The 16,759-nt window shown below is 70.9% G+C and carries 15 protein-coding genes; 5 read left to right on the top strand and 10 right to left on the bottom strand.

The window, feature by feature from the left end; all coding sequences use genetic code 11:
• The first annotated feature begins 57 nt into the window (after positions 1–57).
• The 3 genes from E5083_RS00290 (at position 58) to E5083_RS00280 (ending at position 2,961) form a co-directional block, all read left to right on the top strand.
• Positions 58–1,452 (top strand): condensation domain-containing protein, encoded by a 1,395-nt coding sequence (locus tag E5083_RS00290; RefSeq protein ID WP_135783596.1) that lies wholly within the window; start codon positions 58–60, stop codon positions 1,450–1,452.
• Positions 1,453–1,528: 76 nt separating this feature from the next.
• A complete protein-coding gene (locus E5083_RS00285; protein WP_135783595.1) occupies positions 1,529–2,563 on the top strand; it encodes an MDR family NADP-dependent oxidoreductase in 1,035 nt (344 codons plus the stop codon).
• A 20-nt stretch (positions 2,564–2,583) separates the two neighbouring features.
• Positions 2,584–2,961 carry a MerR family transcriptional regulator gene (locus E5083_RS00280; protein WP_135783594.1) on the top strand — a complete coding sequence of 126 codons (378 nt, stop codon included), beginning with the start codon at positions 2,584–2,586 and terminating at the stop codon, positions 2,959–2,961.
• Here E5083_RS00280 and E5083_RS00275 read toward each other — a convergent pair.
• The 8 genes from E5083_RS00275 to hemL all read right to left on the bottom strand — a co-directional run bounded on the left by E5083_RS00275 (position 2,958) and on the right by hemL (position 11,016).
• Positions 2,958–3,353, bottom strand: a complete 396-nt coding sequence (locus E5083_RS00275) for an SRPBCC family protein (protein WP_135783593.1) — start codon at positions 3,351–3,353, stop codon at positions 2,958–2,960. The genes E5083_RS00280 and E5083_RS00275 overlap by 4 nt on opposite strands.
• Positions 3,354–3,378: 25 nt before the next feature.
• Positions 3,379–4,479 carry a c-type cytochrome biogenesis protein CcsB gene (gene ccsB, locus E5083_RS00270; RefSeq protein WP_135783592.1) on the bottom strand — a complete coding sequence of 367 codons (1,101 nt, stop codon included), beginning with the start codon at positions 4,477–4,479 and terminating at the stop codon, positions 3,379–3,381.
• The gene (gene resB, locus E5083_RS00265; RefSeq protein WP_135783591.1) at positions 4,476–6,167 is read right to left on the bottom strand and encodes a cytochrome c biogenesis protein ResB; all 1,692 of its coding nucleotides are present in this window, start codon (positions 6,165–6,167) and stop codon (positions 4,476–4,478) included. Before resB ends, ccsB begins: the two co-directional genes overlap by 4 nt.
• Before the next feature lie 3 nt (positions 6,168–6,170).
• Positions 6,171–6,944 (bottom strand): cytochrome c biogenesis CcdA family protein, encoded by a 774-nt coding sequence (locus tag E5083_RS00260; protein ID WP_208753893.1) that lies wholly within the window; start codon positions 6,942–6,944, stop codon positions 6,171–6,173.
• A gap of 1 nt (position 6,945) precedes the next feature.
• On the bottom strand, positions 6,946–7,536 hold the full coding sequence (locus E5083_RS00255) for a TlpA family protein disulfide reductase (protein WP_167513424.1): 591 nt from the start codon (positions 7,534–7,536) through the stop codon (positions 6,946–6,948).
• Positions 7,537–7,639: 103 nt separating this feature from the next.
• Positions 7,640–8,911: a polysaccharide deacetylase family protein gene (locus E5083_RS00250; RefSeq protein ID WP_135783590.1), complete on the bottom strand. Its 1,272-nt coding sequence runs from the start codon at positions 8,909–8,911 to the stop codon at positions 7,640–7,642.
• Positions 8,912–8,992: 81 nt separating this feature from the next.
• Positions 8,993–9,649 carry a histidine phosphatase family protein gene (locus E5083_RS00245; RefSeq protein WP_135784367.1) on the bottom strand — a complete coding sequence of 219 codons (657 nt, stop codon included), beginning with the start codon at positions 9,647–9,649 and terminating at the stop codon, positions 8,993–8,995.
• Between the two features lie 50 nt (positions 9,650–9,699).
• The gene (gene hemL / locus E5083_RS00240) at positions 9,700–11,016 is read right to left on the bottom strand and encodes a glutamate-1-semialdehyde 2,1-aminomutase (protein ID WP_135783589.1); all 1,317 of its coding nucleotides are present in this window, start codon (positions 11,014–11,016) and stop codon (positions 9,700–9,702) included.
• Between the two features lie 538 nt (positions 11,017–11,554).
• Here hemL and E5083_RS00230 point away from each other — a divergent pair.
• Positions 11,555–11,992: a hypothetical protein gene (locus E5083_RS00230; protein ID WP_010353923.1), complete on the top strand. Its 438-nt coding sequence runs from the start codon at positions 11,555–11,557 to the stop codon at positions 11,990–11,992.
• Positions 11,993–12,008: 16 nt separating this feature from the next.
• Here the strand turns inward: E5083_RS00230 and E5083_RS00225 are convergent, their stop codons facing one another.
• Together E5083_RS00225 and E5083_RS00220 are read right to left on the bottom strand one after the other, a co-directional pair.
• A complete protein-coding gene (locus E5083_RS00225) occupies positions 12,009–15,269 on the bottom strand; it encodes a PDDEXK family nuclease (protein ID WP_244317341.1) in 3,261 nt (1,086 codons plus the stop codon).
• Positions 15,270–15,288: 19 nt separating this feature from the next.
• Positions 15,289–15,891, bottom strand: a complete 603-nt coding sequence (locus E5083_RS00220) for a TetR/AcrR family transcriptional regulator (RefSeq protein WP_167513423.1) — start codon at positions 15,889–15,891, stop codon at positions 15,289–15,291.
• 129 nt (positions 15,892–16,020) lie between these two features.
• Here E5083_RS00220 and E5083_RS00215 point away from each other — a divergent pair, with 129 nt between their 5' ends.
• Positions 16,021–16,758, top strand: coding sequence for an SDR family NAD(P)-dependent oxidoreductase (locus E5083_RS00215; protein ID WP_135783587.1), 738 nt, complete (start codon positions 16,021–16,023; stop codon positions 16,756–16,758).
• The last annotated feature ends 1 nt before the right edge of the window (position 16,759 follow it).

Raw genomic sequence — 16,759 nt, 5'->3', positions numbered from 1 at the left:
GCATTCCCTTGACGGGGGCCCCACCACACCGGGGTCCCCTTCTGCGATCGGAGACGCGTGCGAATCACTGACATCCAGCGCTGCGAGGTCCGGCCGGGGCGGCTCGTCGAGTGGACGCTGAGTCCGGCGACCGTCGCCACGGCGCACGGCCTGCCGGAGGACTCCCGCCCGCCCGCCTACATCCAGGAGTCGCACATCCGCACGGCCCGGCACGTCCGGGAGGACGGCCTGTTCGTGCCGACCTGGCTCGGTACCTCCTTCGACCTCGCCGGCCCGGTCGACCTCGATGTGCTCGAGGAGTCCCTGCGGGCCTGGACGGTCCGGCACGAGACCCTGCGCAGCGGCTTCCGCTGGGCCGGCGCGGACGGGGAGGAGCTGCGCCGCTTCACCCTGGACGCCGGGGACGTCACCCTGCACCGGGAGGCGGGGGGCGAGTTCACGGACGCGGCCGCGCTGACCGCGCATCTGCAGTCCCGGTTCGACACGGTCGCGGACGCGCTGCGCTGGCCCAACCTGATCTACGCGGCCGTGGTGCGGGACGACTCGGCCACCGTCTTCCTCGCCTTCGACCACAGCAATGTGGACGCCTACTCGCTGCACGGCATCCCGGCCGAGATCGAGGAGCTGTACACGGCGGGCGTCGAGGGGCGCGGGCCGGTGGTGCGGACCCCGGCCGCCAGTTACGTGGACTTCTGCGAGATCGAGCGGGCGGACGCCGACCGGCTGGACGGCGAGCACGAGACGGTGGCCCGCTGGCGGGAGTTCATCCGCCGCTGCGACGGCACGCTGCCCTCGTTCCCGGTGGAGCTGGGCGTGGAGCCGGGCGGCCGGCTGCCGCCGCAGCGGATGATCTGCGAGCCGCTGGTGGACGCGGAGGCGGCGGCCGCGTTCGAGGCGTACTGCCGGCCGTACGGGGGCAGCCTGGTCGGGCTGCTGGCGGCGACCGCGCTGATCGTGCAGGAGCTGGGCGAGCAGTCGGTGTACCGGACGGTGGTGCCGTTCCACACCCGGGTGAAGTCGCAGTGGAGCGACTCGGTGGGCTGGTTCGTCGGCGGCGCCCCCATCGAGGTGCCGCTGGAGAACGCCCCCGACCTGACCGCCACCCTGCGCGCGGTCCGGGCGCAGCTCCAGGCCAACCGCACCCTGGCCCGGATGCCGCTGGCCCGCGTGCTGAGCCTGCTCGGCGCGGACTTCCGGCCCACGTCCCCGGACCTGTACTCGATCGTCTCCTTCGTCGACACCCGCGGCATCCCCGGCGCCGCCCGCTGGGCGGAGCAGAACGCCCACGCCCTGCTCCGGGTGTCGTACGGCGACCAGGTCTGCGTCTGGGTCAACCGGGTCCACGACGGCCTCTGGCTGGCCAGCCGCCACCCGGACACGGACGTGGCCGCCAAGAACATGGGCCTGTACGTGGAGCGCCTGCGGGACCTGATGTCGACGCCGCCGGCCTGAGCGGGCTTGCCCCTGACGCGCGGGGCAGGGATTAGCGTCGCCGGGCCCTTGCCGCCCGTCCCCGCAGGAGACGCCCATGCCCTCGGCCCCGCCCGCCACCGCCCGTGAGGTACGCCTCGCCGCCGTCCCCGACGGGCTGCCCGTGCCCGGTGACCTGACGGTCGCCGAGGTGCCCGTCCCCACGCCCGCGCCCGGCCATGTACTCGTCCGCAACCGGGCGTTCCAGGTCTTCGCCGGCCTGCGCACCCTGATCGGCGGCGCCGCGCGCGACACCCCGGTGCCCGGACTGCGTCCCGGTGACCCCCTGTTCGGTCCGGCCGTGGGCGAGGTCGTGGCGGGGGCGGGAACGTTCCGGCCGGGCGAGCTGGTGACGCATCCGCTCGGCTGGCGCGAGTACGCCCTGGTCCCGGTGGCCGCGTGCGCGCCGGTCGACCCCGCGCTGCCCGACCCGCTCGCCGCGCTCTCCTCCGGCTCCACCGCCTACGGCGCGCTCACCCGTACCGCGCCGGTGCGCGCGGGCGACGTCGTGCTGGTCACCGGCGCGGCCGGCGGGGTGGGCTCGCTGGCGGGGCAGATCGCCCGGCTGCTGGGCGCGGCACGGGTGATCGGCACCACCGGTTCCCCGGCGAAGGCCGCCCGGCTGGTCGAGGAGCTTGGCTTCGACGCGGTGGTCACCGCCGGGACGCGCACGGACCCCGGTGCCTTCGCGGCGGGGCTGGCCGAGGCCGCGCCGGACGGGATCGACGTCCTGCTGGACACCGTGGGCGGCCATCAGCTCGCGGCGGCGGTGGAGGCGGCGCGGGTGGGGGCGCGGTTCGCGCTGGTCGGCGCGCTGGCGGGGCAGCTTGCGGCCCAGGGCGCGGGGGCCTCGGCCCCGGTGGAGCTGGACGGCTTCCGGCTGGTCGTGCGGGGTGTGACGCTCACCGGGTACCGCGGCTCGCTGCATCCGGGGGTGGAGGAGGAGTGGGCCGGGCGGTTCGGCGGCTGGCTGCGCTCCGGGGAGATTCGGTTCCCCGTCACGCGGGTCGCGGGGATCGGCCGGGCTCCGGAGGCGTTGGCGGGGCTGGTGGCCGGGCAGTATGCGGGCACGGTCGTGGTGGAGCTGCCGTAGGACTGACGGGCGGGTGGGGCATGAGGATCGGGGACGCGGCGGCGGCCGTGGGGACGACCCCGCGGGCGCTGCGCTTCTACGAGCAGCGGGGGCTGCTCCCTCCCCCGCCCCGCACCGGCTCGGGACAGCGGGAGTACGGCCCCGCCGAGCTGGCCCTGCTGGGGGTGATCCGGCGGCTGCTGGCGCTCGGGCTGACCGTGTCGGACCTGGCCGCCATCGCGGACCGCCTGCCCCTGCTGGCCGAGGACACCCGACCCTGCGGGACGCCGGAGCGGGAGGGGGCGGTCGGCGCGCCGGTGGTGGAGCGGCGGATCGCTCTGCTGGACGCGGAGATCGCCCGCCTGACACGGCTGCGGGACGCGCTCAAGGCGGGGCTGGGCGAGGAGGGGACCCGCTAGCCCACCTGTTCGATCAGGCGTTCGAAGCGGCTGCGCCACTCCGCCTCCGAGGCGCCCTCGCCCTGGTACTCGTGGGTGAAGCGCAGGGTGCTGCCCCGCTCGCCGTCGCGTTCGAGGTGGAAGCGGAGCCGGCCGCCGCCCTCGACGGTGTACTCCGCGACCCGGTCCACGTCCCAGGCGGTGACCCGCCCGGCACCCAGGTCGCGCAGCGCGACCGTGCCGTCCAGGCGGGGTTCGAGCACGTCGACCGGGGTGCACCAGGCGGACAGGCCCCCGGCCTCGGCCACCGCGGGCCAGACCTCCTCCATGGACTTCGGCAGCCGCACCAGGAAGTGCCGGATGTGCGTGTTGCCGTGCGTCTGGCTCATGCCCTGTTCGATGGAACCGTGCATGAGCCCAGTCTCTACGACCTTAGGCTCAGACGCCCGCGTACGAGTGCTTGCCGCTGACGAAGATGTTGACGCCGTAGTAGTTGAACAGCCAGCAGCCGAAGGCGATCATCGCCAGGTAGGCGGCCTTGCGGCCCTTCCAGCCGGCCGTGGCGCGGGCGTGCAGATAGCAGGCGTAGGCGACCCAGGTGATGAAGGACCAGGTCTCCTTGGGGTCCCAGTTCCAGTACCGGCCCCAGGCGTCGCCCGCCCAGATCGCGCCCGCGATGATCGTGAACGTCCACAGCGGGAAGACGGCCGCGTTGACCCGGTAGGCGAACTTGTCCAGCGAGGCCGAGGCGGGCAGCCGCTCCAGCACCGAGCGGGCGAAGGTCCCCGGCGTGCCGCCGTTCTCCAGCTTGTTCTCGTAGGAGTCCTTGAAGAGGTACAGGATCGTGGCGACCGCGCCCACATAGAACACCGCGCCGCAGAAGATGGCGGTGGAGACGTGGATGTACAGCCAGTACGAGTGCAGCGCCGGGACGAGCTGGTCGCTGGCGGTGTAGAGCACGGTGACGGCGAGGCCGAGGTCCAGCAGGACCGTGGTGATCAGGAACAGGCCGAGCCAGCGGACGTTCTTCTTACATGCGAGCAGGCCCAGGTAGACGCCGACCGCGACGGTGGAGAAGGTCAGGTTGAACTCGTACATGTTGCCCCAGGGGGCGCGCTGCACGGAGGCCGCGCGGGCCACCACACCGGCCAGCTCCACCAGGAAGGCGAGCACGGTGAGGGAGACCGCGATCCGGCCGTACATGTCGCCCTGGGCGTCGCCGCCGTGGGCGCCGGGGCCGTCCGGCACGTCACGGGCACCGGCGGCGGAGCGCACGACGACCTGCGGGCGCTCCAGCACGGTGGTGCCGCCCGCCTGCTTCACGGTGACGGCGGGCGCGCTCCTGGCCGGCTGGGTGTCGGCGGTGAGCGCGGCGGCCGTCCGGCCCACCTTGCTGCGGCTGCCGAACAGCCACTCGGCGATGTAGGCGAAGAAGGCCAGCGTGTACACGGCCATCGAGGAGTAGATGAGCGTGTTGCTGACGCTCGCCAGATGCTCGTTGGTCGCGGCGGCGAGATCGGTTGCGGCGGCGAGAGTCACTGCTCAGCCCCTTCGGCAGGTACGGCGTGGGATGCGTCTTCGTGGGTGTCGGGGGCGCCCGGCGCGCGGTCGTACAGGGTGCCGGCGAGGTCGCCCAGTTCCTCGGGGACCTTGGCGGACTCGCTGCGGCCGAGCCCGGCCATCTCGACCACCGTGACCCCGTCGGCGCCGCGCACGGCCCGCACCCAGATCCGGCGGCGCTGGATGAAGAGGGACGCGGCGAGGCCCAGGATCGCGGCGACCGCGCCGCCCAGTGCCCAGGCGCCGCCCGGCTCCTGGACGATCTGGAAGCCGGCCCATTCCTTGACGTCCTTCTCGAACGTGACGGTGCCGGCCCCGCCGGGCAGCTTCATGGTCTGCCCCGGCTTCAGGTTGGCCCGGAGCTGCTTGCCGTCGGCGTCCTTGAAGCCCTTCATGTGCTTCTTGTCGAGCTGGTACACGCTCTGCGGCAGCCCCGAGTTCACCCCGAGGTCGCCGTGGTACGGCTCCAGGTTGAGCACCGGGTTGAGCAGCGCGGGGAACTGGGAGAGGACGTCGGCGCCGCCGCCGTAGGTCGGCAGGAAGAAGGCCCGGATGCCGAGCTGGTCGTACCGGCCCTTGGCGTCGTGGTAGCCGTCCATGACCTTGATGACGCCCTGCGAGGTGACGTTGCCGTCCAGCGGGAGCAGCGGCACGGCGTCCTGGTAGACCACCTTGCCCTTGCCGTCGCGGACGGTGATGACGGGCGCGTAGCCGTGGCTGACCAGGTAGACCTTGGAGTCCTCGATCTTCAGCGGCTGGTTGACCTGGACCGTCTTGGGGCGGGTCTTCCCGTCCGCGCCCACGCTGTAGTCGATCTTCGCCTCGAAGGTGCGCGGGGTGCCGCGGTTGGGGCCGGACAGCTCGTAGGTGCCCTTGAAGTCCTTCAGGTCGAAGCTGAACGGTACGAGGTCGTCGTTGCTGAACAGGCTGCCGGACTTGAAGTCGTCGTACATCGGCAGCGCGTTGGAGAAGCCGTCGCCCTCGACCACCAGCTTGGTGCCGTCGGACTTGAACAACTGGCCGGAGGCGAAGGCGATCAGCAGCACAATCAGCGCGATGTGGAAGGCCAGGTTGCCCAGCTCGCGCAGGTACCCCTTCTCGGCGGCGACCGCGTCACCGGAGGTGTGCGCGCGGAAGCGGCGCTTCTTCAGCAGCGCGAGCGCCTCGGCGCGTACCTGCTCGGGGTCGGCGGTGGTGCGCCACGTGGTGTACGCCGGCAGCCGGTCCAGGCGGCGGGGGGCGCCCGGCGGGCGGCCGCGGAGCTGGCCGACGAACTGCCAGGTGCGCGGGACGATGCAGCCGATGAGGGAGACGAACAGCAGGATGTAGATCGCGGAGAACCACACCGAGCTGTACACGTGGAACAGCCCGAGCTTGTCGTAGACCGGCGCCAGCGTGGTGTGCGCCGCCCGGAACGCGTCGACCTTGCTGGCGTCGGCGGCCGTCTGCGGGATCAGCGAGCCGGGGATCGCGCCGAGGGAGAGCAGCAGGAGCAGCAGCAGCGCGACCCGCATGGAGGTGAGCTGCCGCCAGAACCAGCGGGCCCAGCCGATGACGCCGAGGCCCGGCAGGACGCTCGTGTCCTCCTGGGGCGCGGTGGAGAGCTGCTGTCCGGCCGCGCCGAGACCCTCCTGGTCCCGGCTCTGCTCGGTTTCGGTGTCGCTCATCGTTCAGATCCCCACAGAGAAGCCGTCGGACCAGGTCTGCATCTGCTGCACCAGGCTGTCCCAGGCACCGGTCAGCAGCAGCACGCCGGTCACGATCATCATCGTGCCGCCGGCGCGCATCACCCAGACATAGTGGCGTTTGACCCAGCCGAAGGCGCCGAGCGCCTTGCGGAAGGCGATCGCGGTGAGCACGAAGGGCACGCCGAGCCCGAGGCAGTACGCGACGGTCAGTATCGCGCCCCGGCCCGCGCTCGCCTGCTGGGAGGAGAGGGCGACGACGGAGGCGAGGGTCGGGCCGATGCAGGGCGTCCAGCCGATCCCGAAGAGCGCGCCGAGCACCGGCGCACCGATCAGGCCGGTCGCGGGGCGCTTGTGGAAGCGGAACTCGCGCTGGGTCAGCCAGGGCATCAGGCCCATGAAGAAGATGCCGAGCAGGATCATCAGGACGCCCAGGACATGGGTGAGCACGTCCTTGTAGCCCTGGAGGGTCTGCCCGAAGTACCCGAACAGGGCGCCGCCGGAGACGAACACCACGGTGAAGCCGAGGACGAAGAGGGAGGCACCGGCGGTCATCCGGCCGCGCCGGGCGTCGGCGAGGTCGGTGCCGGTGACGCCGGTCACGTAGGAGAGGTAGCCGGGGACCAGCGGGAGCACGCAGGGCGAGAAGAAGGAGACCAGACCGCCCAGCACCGCGACGGGCAGGGCGAGCAGCAGGGCGCCGTTGAGCACGGTCTCGTTCCGGCTCGTCACGGCGGCGAGCGTCAGCAGGGCGCTCACGTCACTTCTCCGCGAGGACCGGCTTGAGCATCTTCAGCAGGGCCGTGTCGTCGAGCGCCTCCAGCGCCCGCGCGGCGGGCTTCCCGTCCCGGTCCAGGATCAGCGTGGACGGGATGAGCTGCGGGTTGAGCGTGCCCTTGGGGAAGCGGAGCAGCAGCTTGCCGGTCGGGTCGTACAGGCTCGGGTACGTGATCCCGTTGGCCTTCTCGAAGGCGAGGGCCGGGGTGGTGCTGCTGTCGCGGGTGTTGATCCCGACGAACTGCACGCCCTTGTCGGCGTACGCCTTGGAGACCTTGGAGAAGTACTTGGCCTCCTCCCGGCACGGCCCGCACCAGGAGCCCCAGACGTTGAGGACGACGACCTTGCCCTGGTAGTCCGCGATGTCCACGGTCTTGCCGTCGATCGTCTTCCCGGACAGGGCGGGCGCCTGGGAGCGCTCGCCCTTCTTCACGGTGTCGATGCCGTTGTTGCCGGTGACGAAGTTGGTGTCGCCGCCACCGCCGGAGGTCCCGCCGCTGCCGCACGCGGACAGGGTCAGGGCCGCGGCGGCGGCCACGGCACCGAGCAGGGCGGCGCGGCTACGGGTACTCATGTGAAAAGTTTCGCATGGCGGTTCCGGCGGTTTCGCCCGCCCCCCTGCCGGGCCGAAAAGTGCCTGCCAGGGGGCATTTACACCGGGCATTACGGACGTATCGTCACGCGGCGCCGGGACTGGCGCTCTTGGTGCCCGACTCTGCCAGGAAACCCTTCCAGCCTCCGGCCGGCTTCTGGCCGACCTCCAGGGTGCGCAGCTTCGCCAGCACCTCGGGCCGCTGGACGTCCAGCCAGTCGGTGAACTGCCGGAAGGAGACCAGCCGCACATCGGCGCCCTTCTCCTTCTCGCGCGCGATGTGCTGGAACGCCTCCTCGACGGAGTCCATGTAGATCCCGCCGTTCCACTCCTCGAAGTGGTTGCCGATGAAGAACGGCGCCCGGTTGGTCTCGTACGCGCGCCGGAAGCCGCTGATGTACGCCTGCGCCGACTGCTTGCGCCAGCCCGGGTAGTTGTAGGAGGGGGCCTTGGTGGAGTTGACCGACTGGTTGGCCAGCATGTTGTAGTCCATGGACAGCACCTCGAAGGAGTGGCCGGGGAACGGCACCTGCTGCAGCGGCAGGTCCCAGATGCCCTGGCGCTTGACCGGCCACATCTGGCGGCCGCCGGGCGAGGAGGCGTCGTAGCGCCAGCCCAGCTCGCGCGCGGTGGGCAGCAGGTTGTCCTGGCCGAGCAGACAGGGGGTGCGGCCGCCGACCAGTTCCTTGTCGTAGTCGAAGGGCAGCGCGGGCAGGTCGGTCCAGCCGGTGTTGGTGCGCCACTCCGTGACGAACTTCTTCGCCTGGTCGATCTCGCTGCGCCACTGGGCGGGCGTCCAGTTGCCGACCGTGCCGGAGCCGCCGCAGAAGTGGCCGTTGAAGTGGGTGCCGATCTCGTGGCCCTCGAGCCAGGCCCGGCGCACGTTGGTCAGCGTGGCCTTGACGTGCTCGTCGCTGAGGTAGCCGATGTCGGAGGCGCCTCGGGGGTTGTTCGGCGGGTTGTAGAGACGCTTCTTCGACTCGGGGAGCAGATACAGCCCGGAGAGGAAGAAGGTCATGCTCGCGCCGTGCTCCTTGGCCAGGTCCAGGAAGCGCGGGAAGAGGCCGTTGCCGACCTCGCCGGCGCCGTCCCAGGAGAAGACCACGAACTGGGGCGGGGTCTGACCCGGCTCCAGCGGCTCGGGGCGGGCGGGCTGGTGGGGCTGCCTGCCGGTGAAGGCGGTGGAGCCGTCGCCGATGGGGCGGGCCTTGGCGGGGGTGTGGCTCGGCGAGGGACTGCCGGAACCGCTGGGGTGCTTGCCGCCGCCCACGGATGCGGAGGTACCGCAGCCGACGAGTCCGGCCGCCGCCGCCCCCGCGCCGAGGCCGAGTATTCCCCGCCGGGTGATGGTCTGCATGAAGCTCCCCGATTCGTCACACTCACTGGATTCACACAGTCAGATGATGTGACGAACGGGGAGGTTCCTCGATCAGCCGGTTCAGGCGCCGAAAGCCTTGCCCTGCACCTCGGAGCCCTTCTGCGGCTTGGCCCCCGCGCGCAGATGCGCCGGGACCAGGTCGATCGCGGGCTCGCTGTAGCCGACGGACACGATCCTGTCGCCGAGGTAGGTGAAGGACGTCAGCGAGGCCAGGGTGCACTGCCGCTTGCGCGGGTCGTGCCAGAGGCGGCGGCGCTCGACGTAGCTGCGCACGATCCAGATCGGGAGCTGATGGCTCACCAGCACCGCCTCGTGCCCGCGCGCCGCGTCCTTGGCCGCGTTCAGCGCGCCCATCATCCGCACCACCTGGTCGACGTACGGCTCGCCCCAGGACGGCTTGAACGGGTTGACCAGGTGCTTCCAGTTGTCCGGGTTGCGCAGCGCGCCGTCGCCGACACCGAAGGTCTTGCCCTGGAAGACGTTGTCGGCCTCGATGAGCCGGGCGTCGGTGCCGAGGTCGAGCCCGTGCGCCTTGGCGATCGGGGTGGCCGTCTCCTGCGCCCGCTCCAGCGGGGAGGCGATCACCTGGGTGATGTCGCGCGGGGCCAGGTGCTCGGCGACCCGCTCGGCCATCTTCCGGCCCAGCTCGGAGAGGTGGTAGCCGGACAGCCGCCCGTACAGCAGGCCGTCGGGGTTGTGCACCTCGCCGTGGCGCATCAGGTGGACGACGGTGACGTCCTTCTCACCGGTGTTGCTCTCGGGGGTGGTCACGCGGTCGCCTCCGCGGCGGCTCGGGCCGCCGCCGGGAGGGCGTCGGCGATCTTCTGGATGGCCCGCTCGTCGTGGGCCGTGGACACGAACCAGGACTCGAAGGCCGACGGCGGCAGGTACACGCCGTTCGCCAGCAGCGAGTGGAAGAACGCGGTGAAGCGGAACGACTCCTGCCGCTTGGCGTCCTCGTAGGTGCGCACCTGCCGGTCGGTGAAGAACACCGAGAACATGTTGGAGGCGTGCTGCAGCCGGTGGGCCACGCCCTCCTTGGTCAGCGCCTCGGTGACCAGCGACTGGATCTGCGCGGACACCGCGTCGACCTTGTCGTACGCCGCGTCGTCCAGCAGCCGGAGCTGGGCGAGACCGGCGGCGGTGGCGACCGGGTTACCGGAGAGGGTGCCCGCCTGGTACACCGGGCCGGCCGGGGCGAGGTGCGCCATGACGTCAGCGCGCCCGCCGAACGCGGCCGCGGGGAAGCCGCCGCCCATCACCTTGCCGAAGGTCATCAGGTCGGGCTTCACGCCGTCGACGCCGTACCAGCCGGCGCGGCTCGTACGGAAGCCGGTCATCACCTCGTCGGAGATGTACAGCGCGCCGTTCTTGGCGCAGGCGTCCTTCAGGCCCTGGTTGAAACCGGGCTCCGGCGGGACGACGCCCATGTTGCCCGGCGACGCCTCGGTGATCACGCAGGCGATCTCGCCGGGGTGCCGGTGGAACGCCTCCTGCACGGCCTCCAGGTCGTTGTACGGCAGCACGATGGTGTCGCCCGCCTGCGCGCCGGTGACACCGGGGGTGTCGGGCAGCGCGAAGGTGGCGAGGCCGGAGCCGGCGGAGGCCAGCAGGGAGTCGACGTGGCCGTGGTAGCAGCCGGCGAACTTGATCACCTTGGACCGCTGGGTGAACCCCCGGGCCAGCCGGATCGCCGACATGGTGGCCTCGGTGCCGCTGCTGACGAGCCGGACCTGCTCGACCGGCTCGACGCGGGCGACGATCTCCTCGGCGAGCGCGACCTCGCCCTCACCGGGCGTACCGAAGGAGGTGCCGCGGGCGACCGCCTCCTGGACGGCGGCGATGACCTCGGGGTGCGAGTGGCCCAGGATCATCGGACCCCAGGAGCACACCAGATCGACGTACTCCCGCCCGTCGGCGTCGGTCAGGTACGGCCCGCTGCCCGAGACCATGAACCGGGGCGTGCCGCCGACCGCGCGGAAGGCGCGCACCGGCGAGTTCACGCCACCCGGCGTGACCTCGGAGGCGCGGTCGAAGAGCGCCTGCGAGGCGGGCGCGTCGTAGGGGTAGGGCGTTTCGCTCATGACGTGCGGCTTCTCCGACTTCTCGGACTCCGGTGGGCGGGTGACCCCCTCAGGGTAGGCGGAGCGGCCCGGCGGCGGCGCCGTGCCCCGTCCGGGCGGGGGCGGGCGCTCTTGGGGTGCCGATCCGGCCGACCTTCGAGGCCGGTCTTTCACGATCTGCGAGACTGACACCTGATACACACACCTCCGCGGCACGTAGTGATCTGAGACCGGGAAGATCCTGCGGACTTCGGTTTCACCGCACGTTTCGGCGGGCGGCCGTGGGGGAGGTCACTGACACGATGATCGGGTTGCGCGGCGGGGGCCACGCGTCCTAGAAAAGCACTCGGGTGGAGATATGCATCGCGGTGGCGGACTGGGCGAGGGGACTGACGACCTGGGTCCTCGGCGAGCCCGGCGGGGAAGGCACCGGCGCGAAGCGGAGGAAGCGACCGAGACACGTCAGGCCGACGCGCATCAGGTACAGGGTCTACCGAGTGAGCCCCAGCGGGACGACCGGACCGCCGACCTCGGGGCGGGGAGCAGAAATGGTGGTCGGGTGGGGGTGACGTACAAATACTTCGGTGCGCCGGACGGCGCGACCGCCGCCCGCGTCCCCATCTCGATGCGTCCCGAGGAACTCGGCGGCGACGAGCTGGGCATGAACGGCATGTTCACCAAGATCAAGCCGGAGACGATGGCCGCGATGGTGCTGACCGGCATCGAGGGCGTCCCCCTGCACAAGGTCCCGCCCCTCGAACTCGTCGTCCTCCACCCCGACTACGCCGTCGTCAAGCTCCCCATGACCGTCGTCGACCCCCTCCGGGACATAGGCGAGGAAGCAGTCGGCGCCGCCGCCTTCATCTGGTCCACGGTCCCCGACCGCGGCGGCCCCCGCGACGCCTTCAACGTCTACCAACTCCTGCACGAGTGGCAGGACTTCAGCCATCGGTTGCATGAGGCGGGGCATCAGCCTTATTGCTTGGTGTGGCCGTGAGCGGAGGGCTCCGGAGTTAGGCGTTCGGCCGAGGACGGACTGCGGCGCGGACACTGTGACGTGCGTCCCGGGCGAGGACCTCCAGAACGGTTGTCGCCGTTCCGGAGTCTTCGGGATCTGCGTGGGCTGCCGCTTCGGCCAGAGTGCGCCTGACCCGGTACTCGCCGTCCTCGGCCAGACGCATGGCGGCGTCCCGGTATCGAGCGGGATGGCGCAGACACAGCACCGCGCTGGCCTGCCGTACCCCGGCGTGGTGATGTGCCGCCATGAGGTTGGCGTCGACTTCGGCAGCGATGTCCCCGGTAAGCCAGCTGAGGGTGAGGGCTGCGCAATGAAGGTCGCCGCTGTCCTTGCTGGTGAGCAGGCCGATGGCTTGGTCACGCACCCATGCGTGCGCTTCCGGGCTCGTGGCCGAGACGGAGGCCAGGAGCAGCGCTTCTCCCCTCAGCGACGCCGAGCCGTTGAACACCTTGAAGGCGCTGAGCGGATGCGGCGTGCCGGTCACCTCGTCGTCCAGGTAGCTCCCGTCCCGCCCTCCGAGTACGAATGCCTTGGCGGTGTCGAATACTCGGCACCGGACGTCGGCAGACAGGTCGGCCACCAGGTTGCGGGCCCCGATCAGGGCATCCCGCCTGCTCGCGGCCACCTCACCGGCATCACTCGCGACGGCCATGAGCTTGTCGAGACAGGCGGTACGGACCTCCGTGTCGAGACAGCGAACCAGGTAGGAATCAGAGACCAACCTGGTCCCGAACTCCGCGACGCCCGGTACAGGGTCAGGACGTCGGAGGATTCTGTCCCGCGCCTGTTCCGCGCGCTGCAGCACAGCCGGATGGCCTGGATCAGCGAGTGATCGCGCGACATCCGCAAGATAGAGCCCGTTGTCGTCCAGGCGGCCCACCCTGGCGCGTAGTTCGGCCATGGCCTCCTCGGTCAGCGCTTCACGGGCGACAGATGCCATGACGGGTTCAGTCCGCTCCTCAGGTGCCGCCACCAAGCTGATCACCTCGTCGTCCACCACAAGTTGAAGCGCCTTGTGCGCCCCGGCCTCCGCCAGGTCGAAGAGCCGGGTCAGAGCCGGCATCGCAGCGCCCGGATGGGCTTTGGCTATGGTGACGCAGGCAGTCGCATGGCTGTCGTCGGAGTGCCTGTAATGCTGGGGATCTCGCGGCACGTCAGGAGCCAGGAGCTGCAGAAGGGCTGTGGCCTGCTCCTGTGTGCCTCGCCCCGCGAGTACACAGGCGCTGCGAGTGGCCTGGTGGGTGAGGTTGCCGAAGGGCGAGTCCATCAGCTCGCCCGACCTGCCCCGCTCGGCCAGAGCAGTCAACTCGGTGAGCAGTGTGCCGGCCGAGTCGTCGTCGATCAGGTCCGCCTGCGCCTCTACGATCGCCCCGCGAGCACGAAGAACCCACCAGGGCGCATCGGCGAGGGGGCCCAGCGGCAGCATCAGGTCACCTGTGGAACCCGCGAGTTCCGTCAGTTTCTTGGCGGTTCCAGCACGCTGGTAATACTGAGCGGCGAGCGATGGCTCGTGACTGTCGCGGTAGAGGTCTCCGAGGAACTCAAGTGCCTCGAACTCACTGGCCCAGTCTCCCGTGATAACGGTGTCGGTGAGCCAGCGACGCGCAGAAAGAACCGCCTCGACCGGCTTGTCCTTCACCCTGGCCGACAGCGCGTGTTCCCGGAACGAGCGCATCCGGTCCAGCAGGCGCCCCCTCCCCGTCGCGCGCAGAGCCTGGGCCAGCCGATGCTCGTCATCGAGCGCCGAAGTCAACGGTCCGTACTGCGCGTTCACCGCCCGGACGGCGTAGAGCCAGGAGGCTGCGTCTTCGGTCATCTCGGCATGAATGGCGTCGTAGACCGCGTCCCGCCAGCCCTCGAGGGCTTCTTCGGGACGGCCCTCCAGGGCGCAGCGCCGGGCTTCACGCGCGTTGATCAGAGCCGCATGCCGACCGGGCACCAGGTGCCTTCGTGCCAGTCGCTTGAGTTCGGCGCGCTCAGCGGGGTCGTACTCGGCGCGCACCAAGCGCAGCCGGATGACGGCGTCCTCGGTGACCCGTGCGATCGGCTGCTCAGCGGCGTGCGCGATCGCGGTGTCGATGAGCGTCTCCAAGTCCTGCAACTGAGCCGGGTCCGAGGCGAGCAGATGCTCGGCCAACAGCAGCACCAGCAAGGGTTGGTAGGCCGGCTCCTCTGCGGAGGGAGCTTCCAGTGCGGCCCTCAAGGCATGGAAGACACCGAGGGGATGAAGGACGCTCCTGACAGCGCTGCTCACCAGTCGGGCATGCCGCTGTGCGCCGGCCGACGGCTGTTCCCCGGACCGTACAGCGTCCGCGGTCAGCCCCTCGATACGGCGCTGGAGCATCCGGGGCTCCACACGGTCCCCGAAGTGGAGAGCCGTGACCGCCAGATGGGCCGCCAGTTCAATCGCTTGATCGACGAGCCGGGCTGCCACTAGTGCGTCCAGTTGCTTGCCGCGCATGGTGACCGCGTGTCCGCGGAAACCCTCGTCGTGAAGCCGGTCCGCCAGCTCGCCGTACAATCGGGCGGACTGCTCCGGCGCCGTCGATCGCAGGCTGTCCGCCTGCCGGAGGACGGGTGCGACATCGTTCGTCCGCAACGGGCCCACCAGGATTCGCTCCGCCTGCTCCTGCCGGTCGGGCAGCGGCACGGGAACTCCGGGCTGCGGCGCACCGGTACAGAAAGTCGCCGCCGTCTCACGGGTCCAGAAGCGGGCAACCACATCGCCCTGGGTGCGCAGGTGATCGTTGATCTGCTCGGCCCCCCAGAGGTCGAGTTCGAGATCGTGGTGCAGATCCTGGAGCCGGGCCAGTTCCTCGGCTACCTGGGTAGACTGCGTGGCGGCCGAGGTGGCGATGATCAGGTGGTGCGCGCCGAACGGGCGCCGACCGGTGGCGAATACGGTCACCGCATCCCGCAGGTCGCCGGCGGTGAACGTCTTGTATTCCTTGCACTGGATGACGGTGTAGTGACCGTCCGGCTCACGTCCGGCGAGGTCGATGCCGTGTTGCGCCTGCCCCTGGACGCCGTAGCGGCGGAACTTCACCCCTCTCAGACCGAGCACTCCACGCAAGAGGGCGAGGACCAGGCTTTCGAAGCGGTCCCAGCCGATATGCAGGTCGAGATCCTCGCCCGGCGGAACGTTCCCCGACTTGCCGGGCTCGGGAGAGGCGCTGAGGTTGGCGTCGTTGCCGGACGGTTTCCAGGGCTCTTCCGCACCTGTGGAATCGGTCGGCCACTCATCGGCTCCGGGCATGCTCTCACTGTCCAATCGGTTACAGGGACGGCTCCGGCGCCGGGATCACCCGTGCCCCCACCTCCGCCGCTGCCGTGAGTTCGGGGTGCGTGGCTCCGGCGGATGCCTCCACGTTGAGGCCCTCGGCTGTGGCGACGACGCAGCGGGCGAGGGCGGCGCAGTCGGTGGTCGGGGGGAGGTCGCCGTCGGTGACGGCCTGGGCGAGGCGGTCGTGGAGGGCCTGGCGGGTGCGGGCGCGGCTGGTGGCGAGGAGTTGGACGATCTCGCCGTCCTCGCCGCCGCAGGCGAGACCCCCCTGCACGGTGAGGCAGCCCGCCGGGCGGTCGGGGAGGGTCGCGGCCTCGGCGGTGCCGGTCAGGAAGCTCAGTACCGCCTCGCGCGCGGTGGGTTCGGCCATCGCCTCGGTGAGCGTGCGGGAGCGCTCCTTCTCGTAGCGGCTCAGCGCCTCCTCGAACAGCGCGCGCTTGTTGCCGAAGGTCGCGTACAGGCTCGGCGGGTTGATGCCCATGGCGGCCGTGAGGTCGGCTATCGACGTGCCGGTGTACCCCTGCCGCCAGAAGAGGTGCATGGCGATGTCCAGCGCCGCGTCCCTGTCGAACGCCCGCTTGCGGCCCCTTGGCATGTCCGTCCTCCCGATCCTCGTCGGCCCCTATTCTCCGGCTTGCTTTTTCTTAGCGATCGATACAGTGTAGAACCCAGTGCTTTAGCGATCGCTACAGATATACGTACGCAGCGAGCATCGGAGAGACGCATGTCCGAGCACACCCCTGAACTCACCGGCAGGCGCGCCCTCGTCACCGGCGCCACCAGCGGGATCGGCGCGGCAACCGCCCGCCACCTCGCGGCACACGGCGCGGAGGTGATCGTCGTCGGCCGCGACGACGCACGCGGCGCCGCCGTCGTACGGCGGATCACCGACGCCGGCGGCACCGCCCGCTTCGTCCGCGCCGATGTCGGCGACCCCGCGCAGATCACCGCGCTGCGGCAGGAGGCCGGTGACATCGACATCCTCGTCAACAACGCCGGGTTCGCCCTCTGGGCGCCCACCGAGACCTTCCCGAGGGAGGACCTGGAAGCCACCTGGGCGACCAATGTGCGCGCCCCCTTCCTGCTGGTCGCCGCCTTCGTGCCGGCCATGCTGGAGAACAAGAACGGCGCGATCGTCAACATCGGCAGCATCGCCGCCGACCTGGGCATGTCCGGCGCCGCCGCCTACAGCGCCAGCAAGGCCGCCCTGCACGCGCTGACCCGGGCGTGGGCCGCCGAGTTCGGCGGGCGCGGGGTGCGGGTGAACACCGTCGCGCCGGGGCCGGTACGGACCTCGATGGGCGACCCGGAGGTGGTCGAGCAGATCGCCGCCGCCGCTCCGCTGGGCCGGGTCGCGGAGCCCGAGGAGATCGCCGAACTGGTCGGCTTCCTCGCCTCCGACCGCTCCGGCTACATCACCGGCGCCACGCTCGACGTGGACGGCGGCCGCAACGCCGTCTGAA

The sequence above is a fragment of the Streptomyces bauhiniae genome, assembly GCF_004784475.1.
Taxonomy (GTDB): Bacteria; Actinomycetota; Actinomycetes; order Streptomycetales; family Streptomycetaceae; genus Streptomyces; species Streptomyces seoulensis.
This window is presented reverse-complemented; position numbering and strand designations above follow the sequence as displayed.

What these genes read in the sequence shown, in the direction of transcription:
- E5083_RS00285 (WP_135783595.1), top strand. Translation starts at nt 1,529, where the DNA reads ATGCCCTCGGCCCCGCCCGCCACCGCCCGTGAGGTACGCCTCGCCGCC.
- E5083_RS00280 (WP_135783594.1), top strand. Translation starts at nt 2,584, where the DNA reads ATGAGGATCGGGGACGCGGCGGCGGCCGTGGGGACGACCCCGCGGGCG.
- E5083_RS00275 (WP_135783593.1), bottom strand. Translation starts at nt 3,353, where the DNA reads ATGCACGGTTCCATCGAACAGGGCATGAGCCAGACGCACGGCAACACG.
- resB (WP_135783591.1), bottom strand. Translation starts at nt 6,167, where the DNA reads ATGAGCGACACCGAAACCGAGCAGAGCCGGGACCAGGAGGGTCTCGGC.
- E5083_RS00255 (WP_167513424.1), bottom strand. Translation starts at nt 7,536, where the DNA reads ATGAGTACCCGTAGCCGCGCCGCCCTGCTCGGTGCCGTGGCCGCCGCC.
- E5083_RS00250 (WP_135783590.1), bottom strand. Translation starts at nt 8,911, where the DNA reads ATGCAGACCATCACCCGGCGGGGAATACTCGGCCTCGGCGCGGGGGCG.
- E5083_RS00245 (WP_135784367.1), bottom strand. Translation starts at nt 9,649, where the DNA reads ATGCGCCACGGCGAGGTGCACAACCCCGACGGCCTGCTGTACGGGCGG.
- hemL (WP_135783589.1), bottom strand. Translation starts at nt 11,016, where the DNA reads ATGAGCGAAACGCCCTACCCCTACGACGCGCCCGCCTCGCAGGCGCTC.
- E5083_RS00225 (WP_244317341.1), bottom strand. Translation starts at nt 15,269, where the DNA reads ATGCCCGGAGCCGATGAGTGGCCGACCGATTCCACAGGTGCGGAAGAG.
- E5083_RS00220 (WP_167513423.1), bottom strand. Translation starts at nt 15,891, where the DNA reads ATGCCAAGGGGCCGCAAGCGGGCGTTCGACAGGGACGCGGCGCTGGAC.
- E5083_RS00215 (WP_135783587.1), top strand. Translation starts at nt 16,021, where the DNA reads ATGTCCGAGCACACCCCTGAACTCACCGGCAGGCGCGCCCTCGTCACC.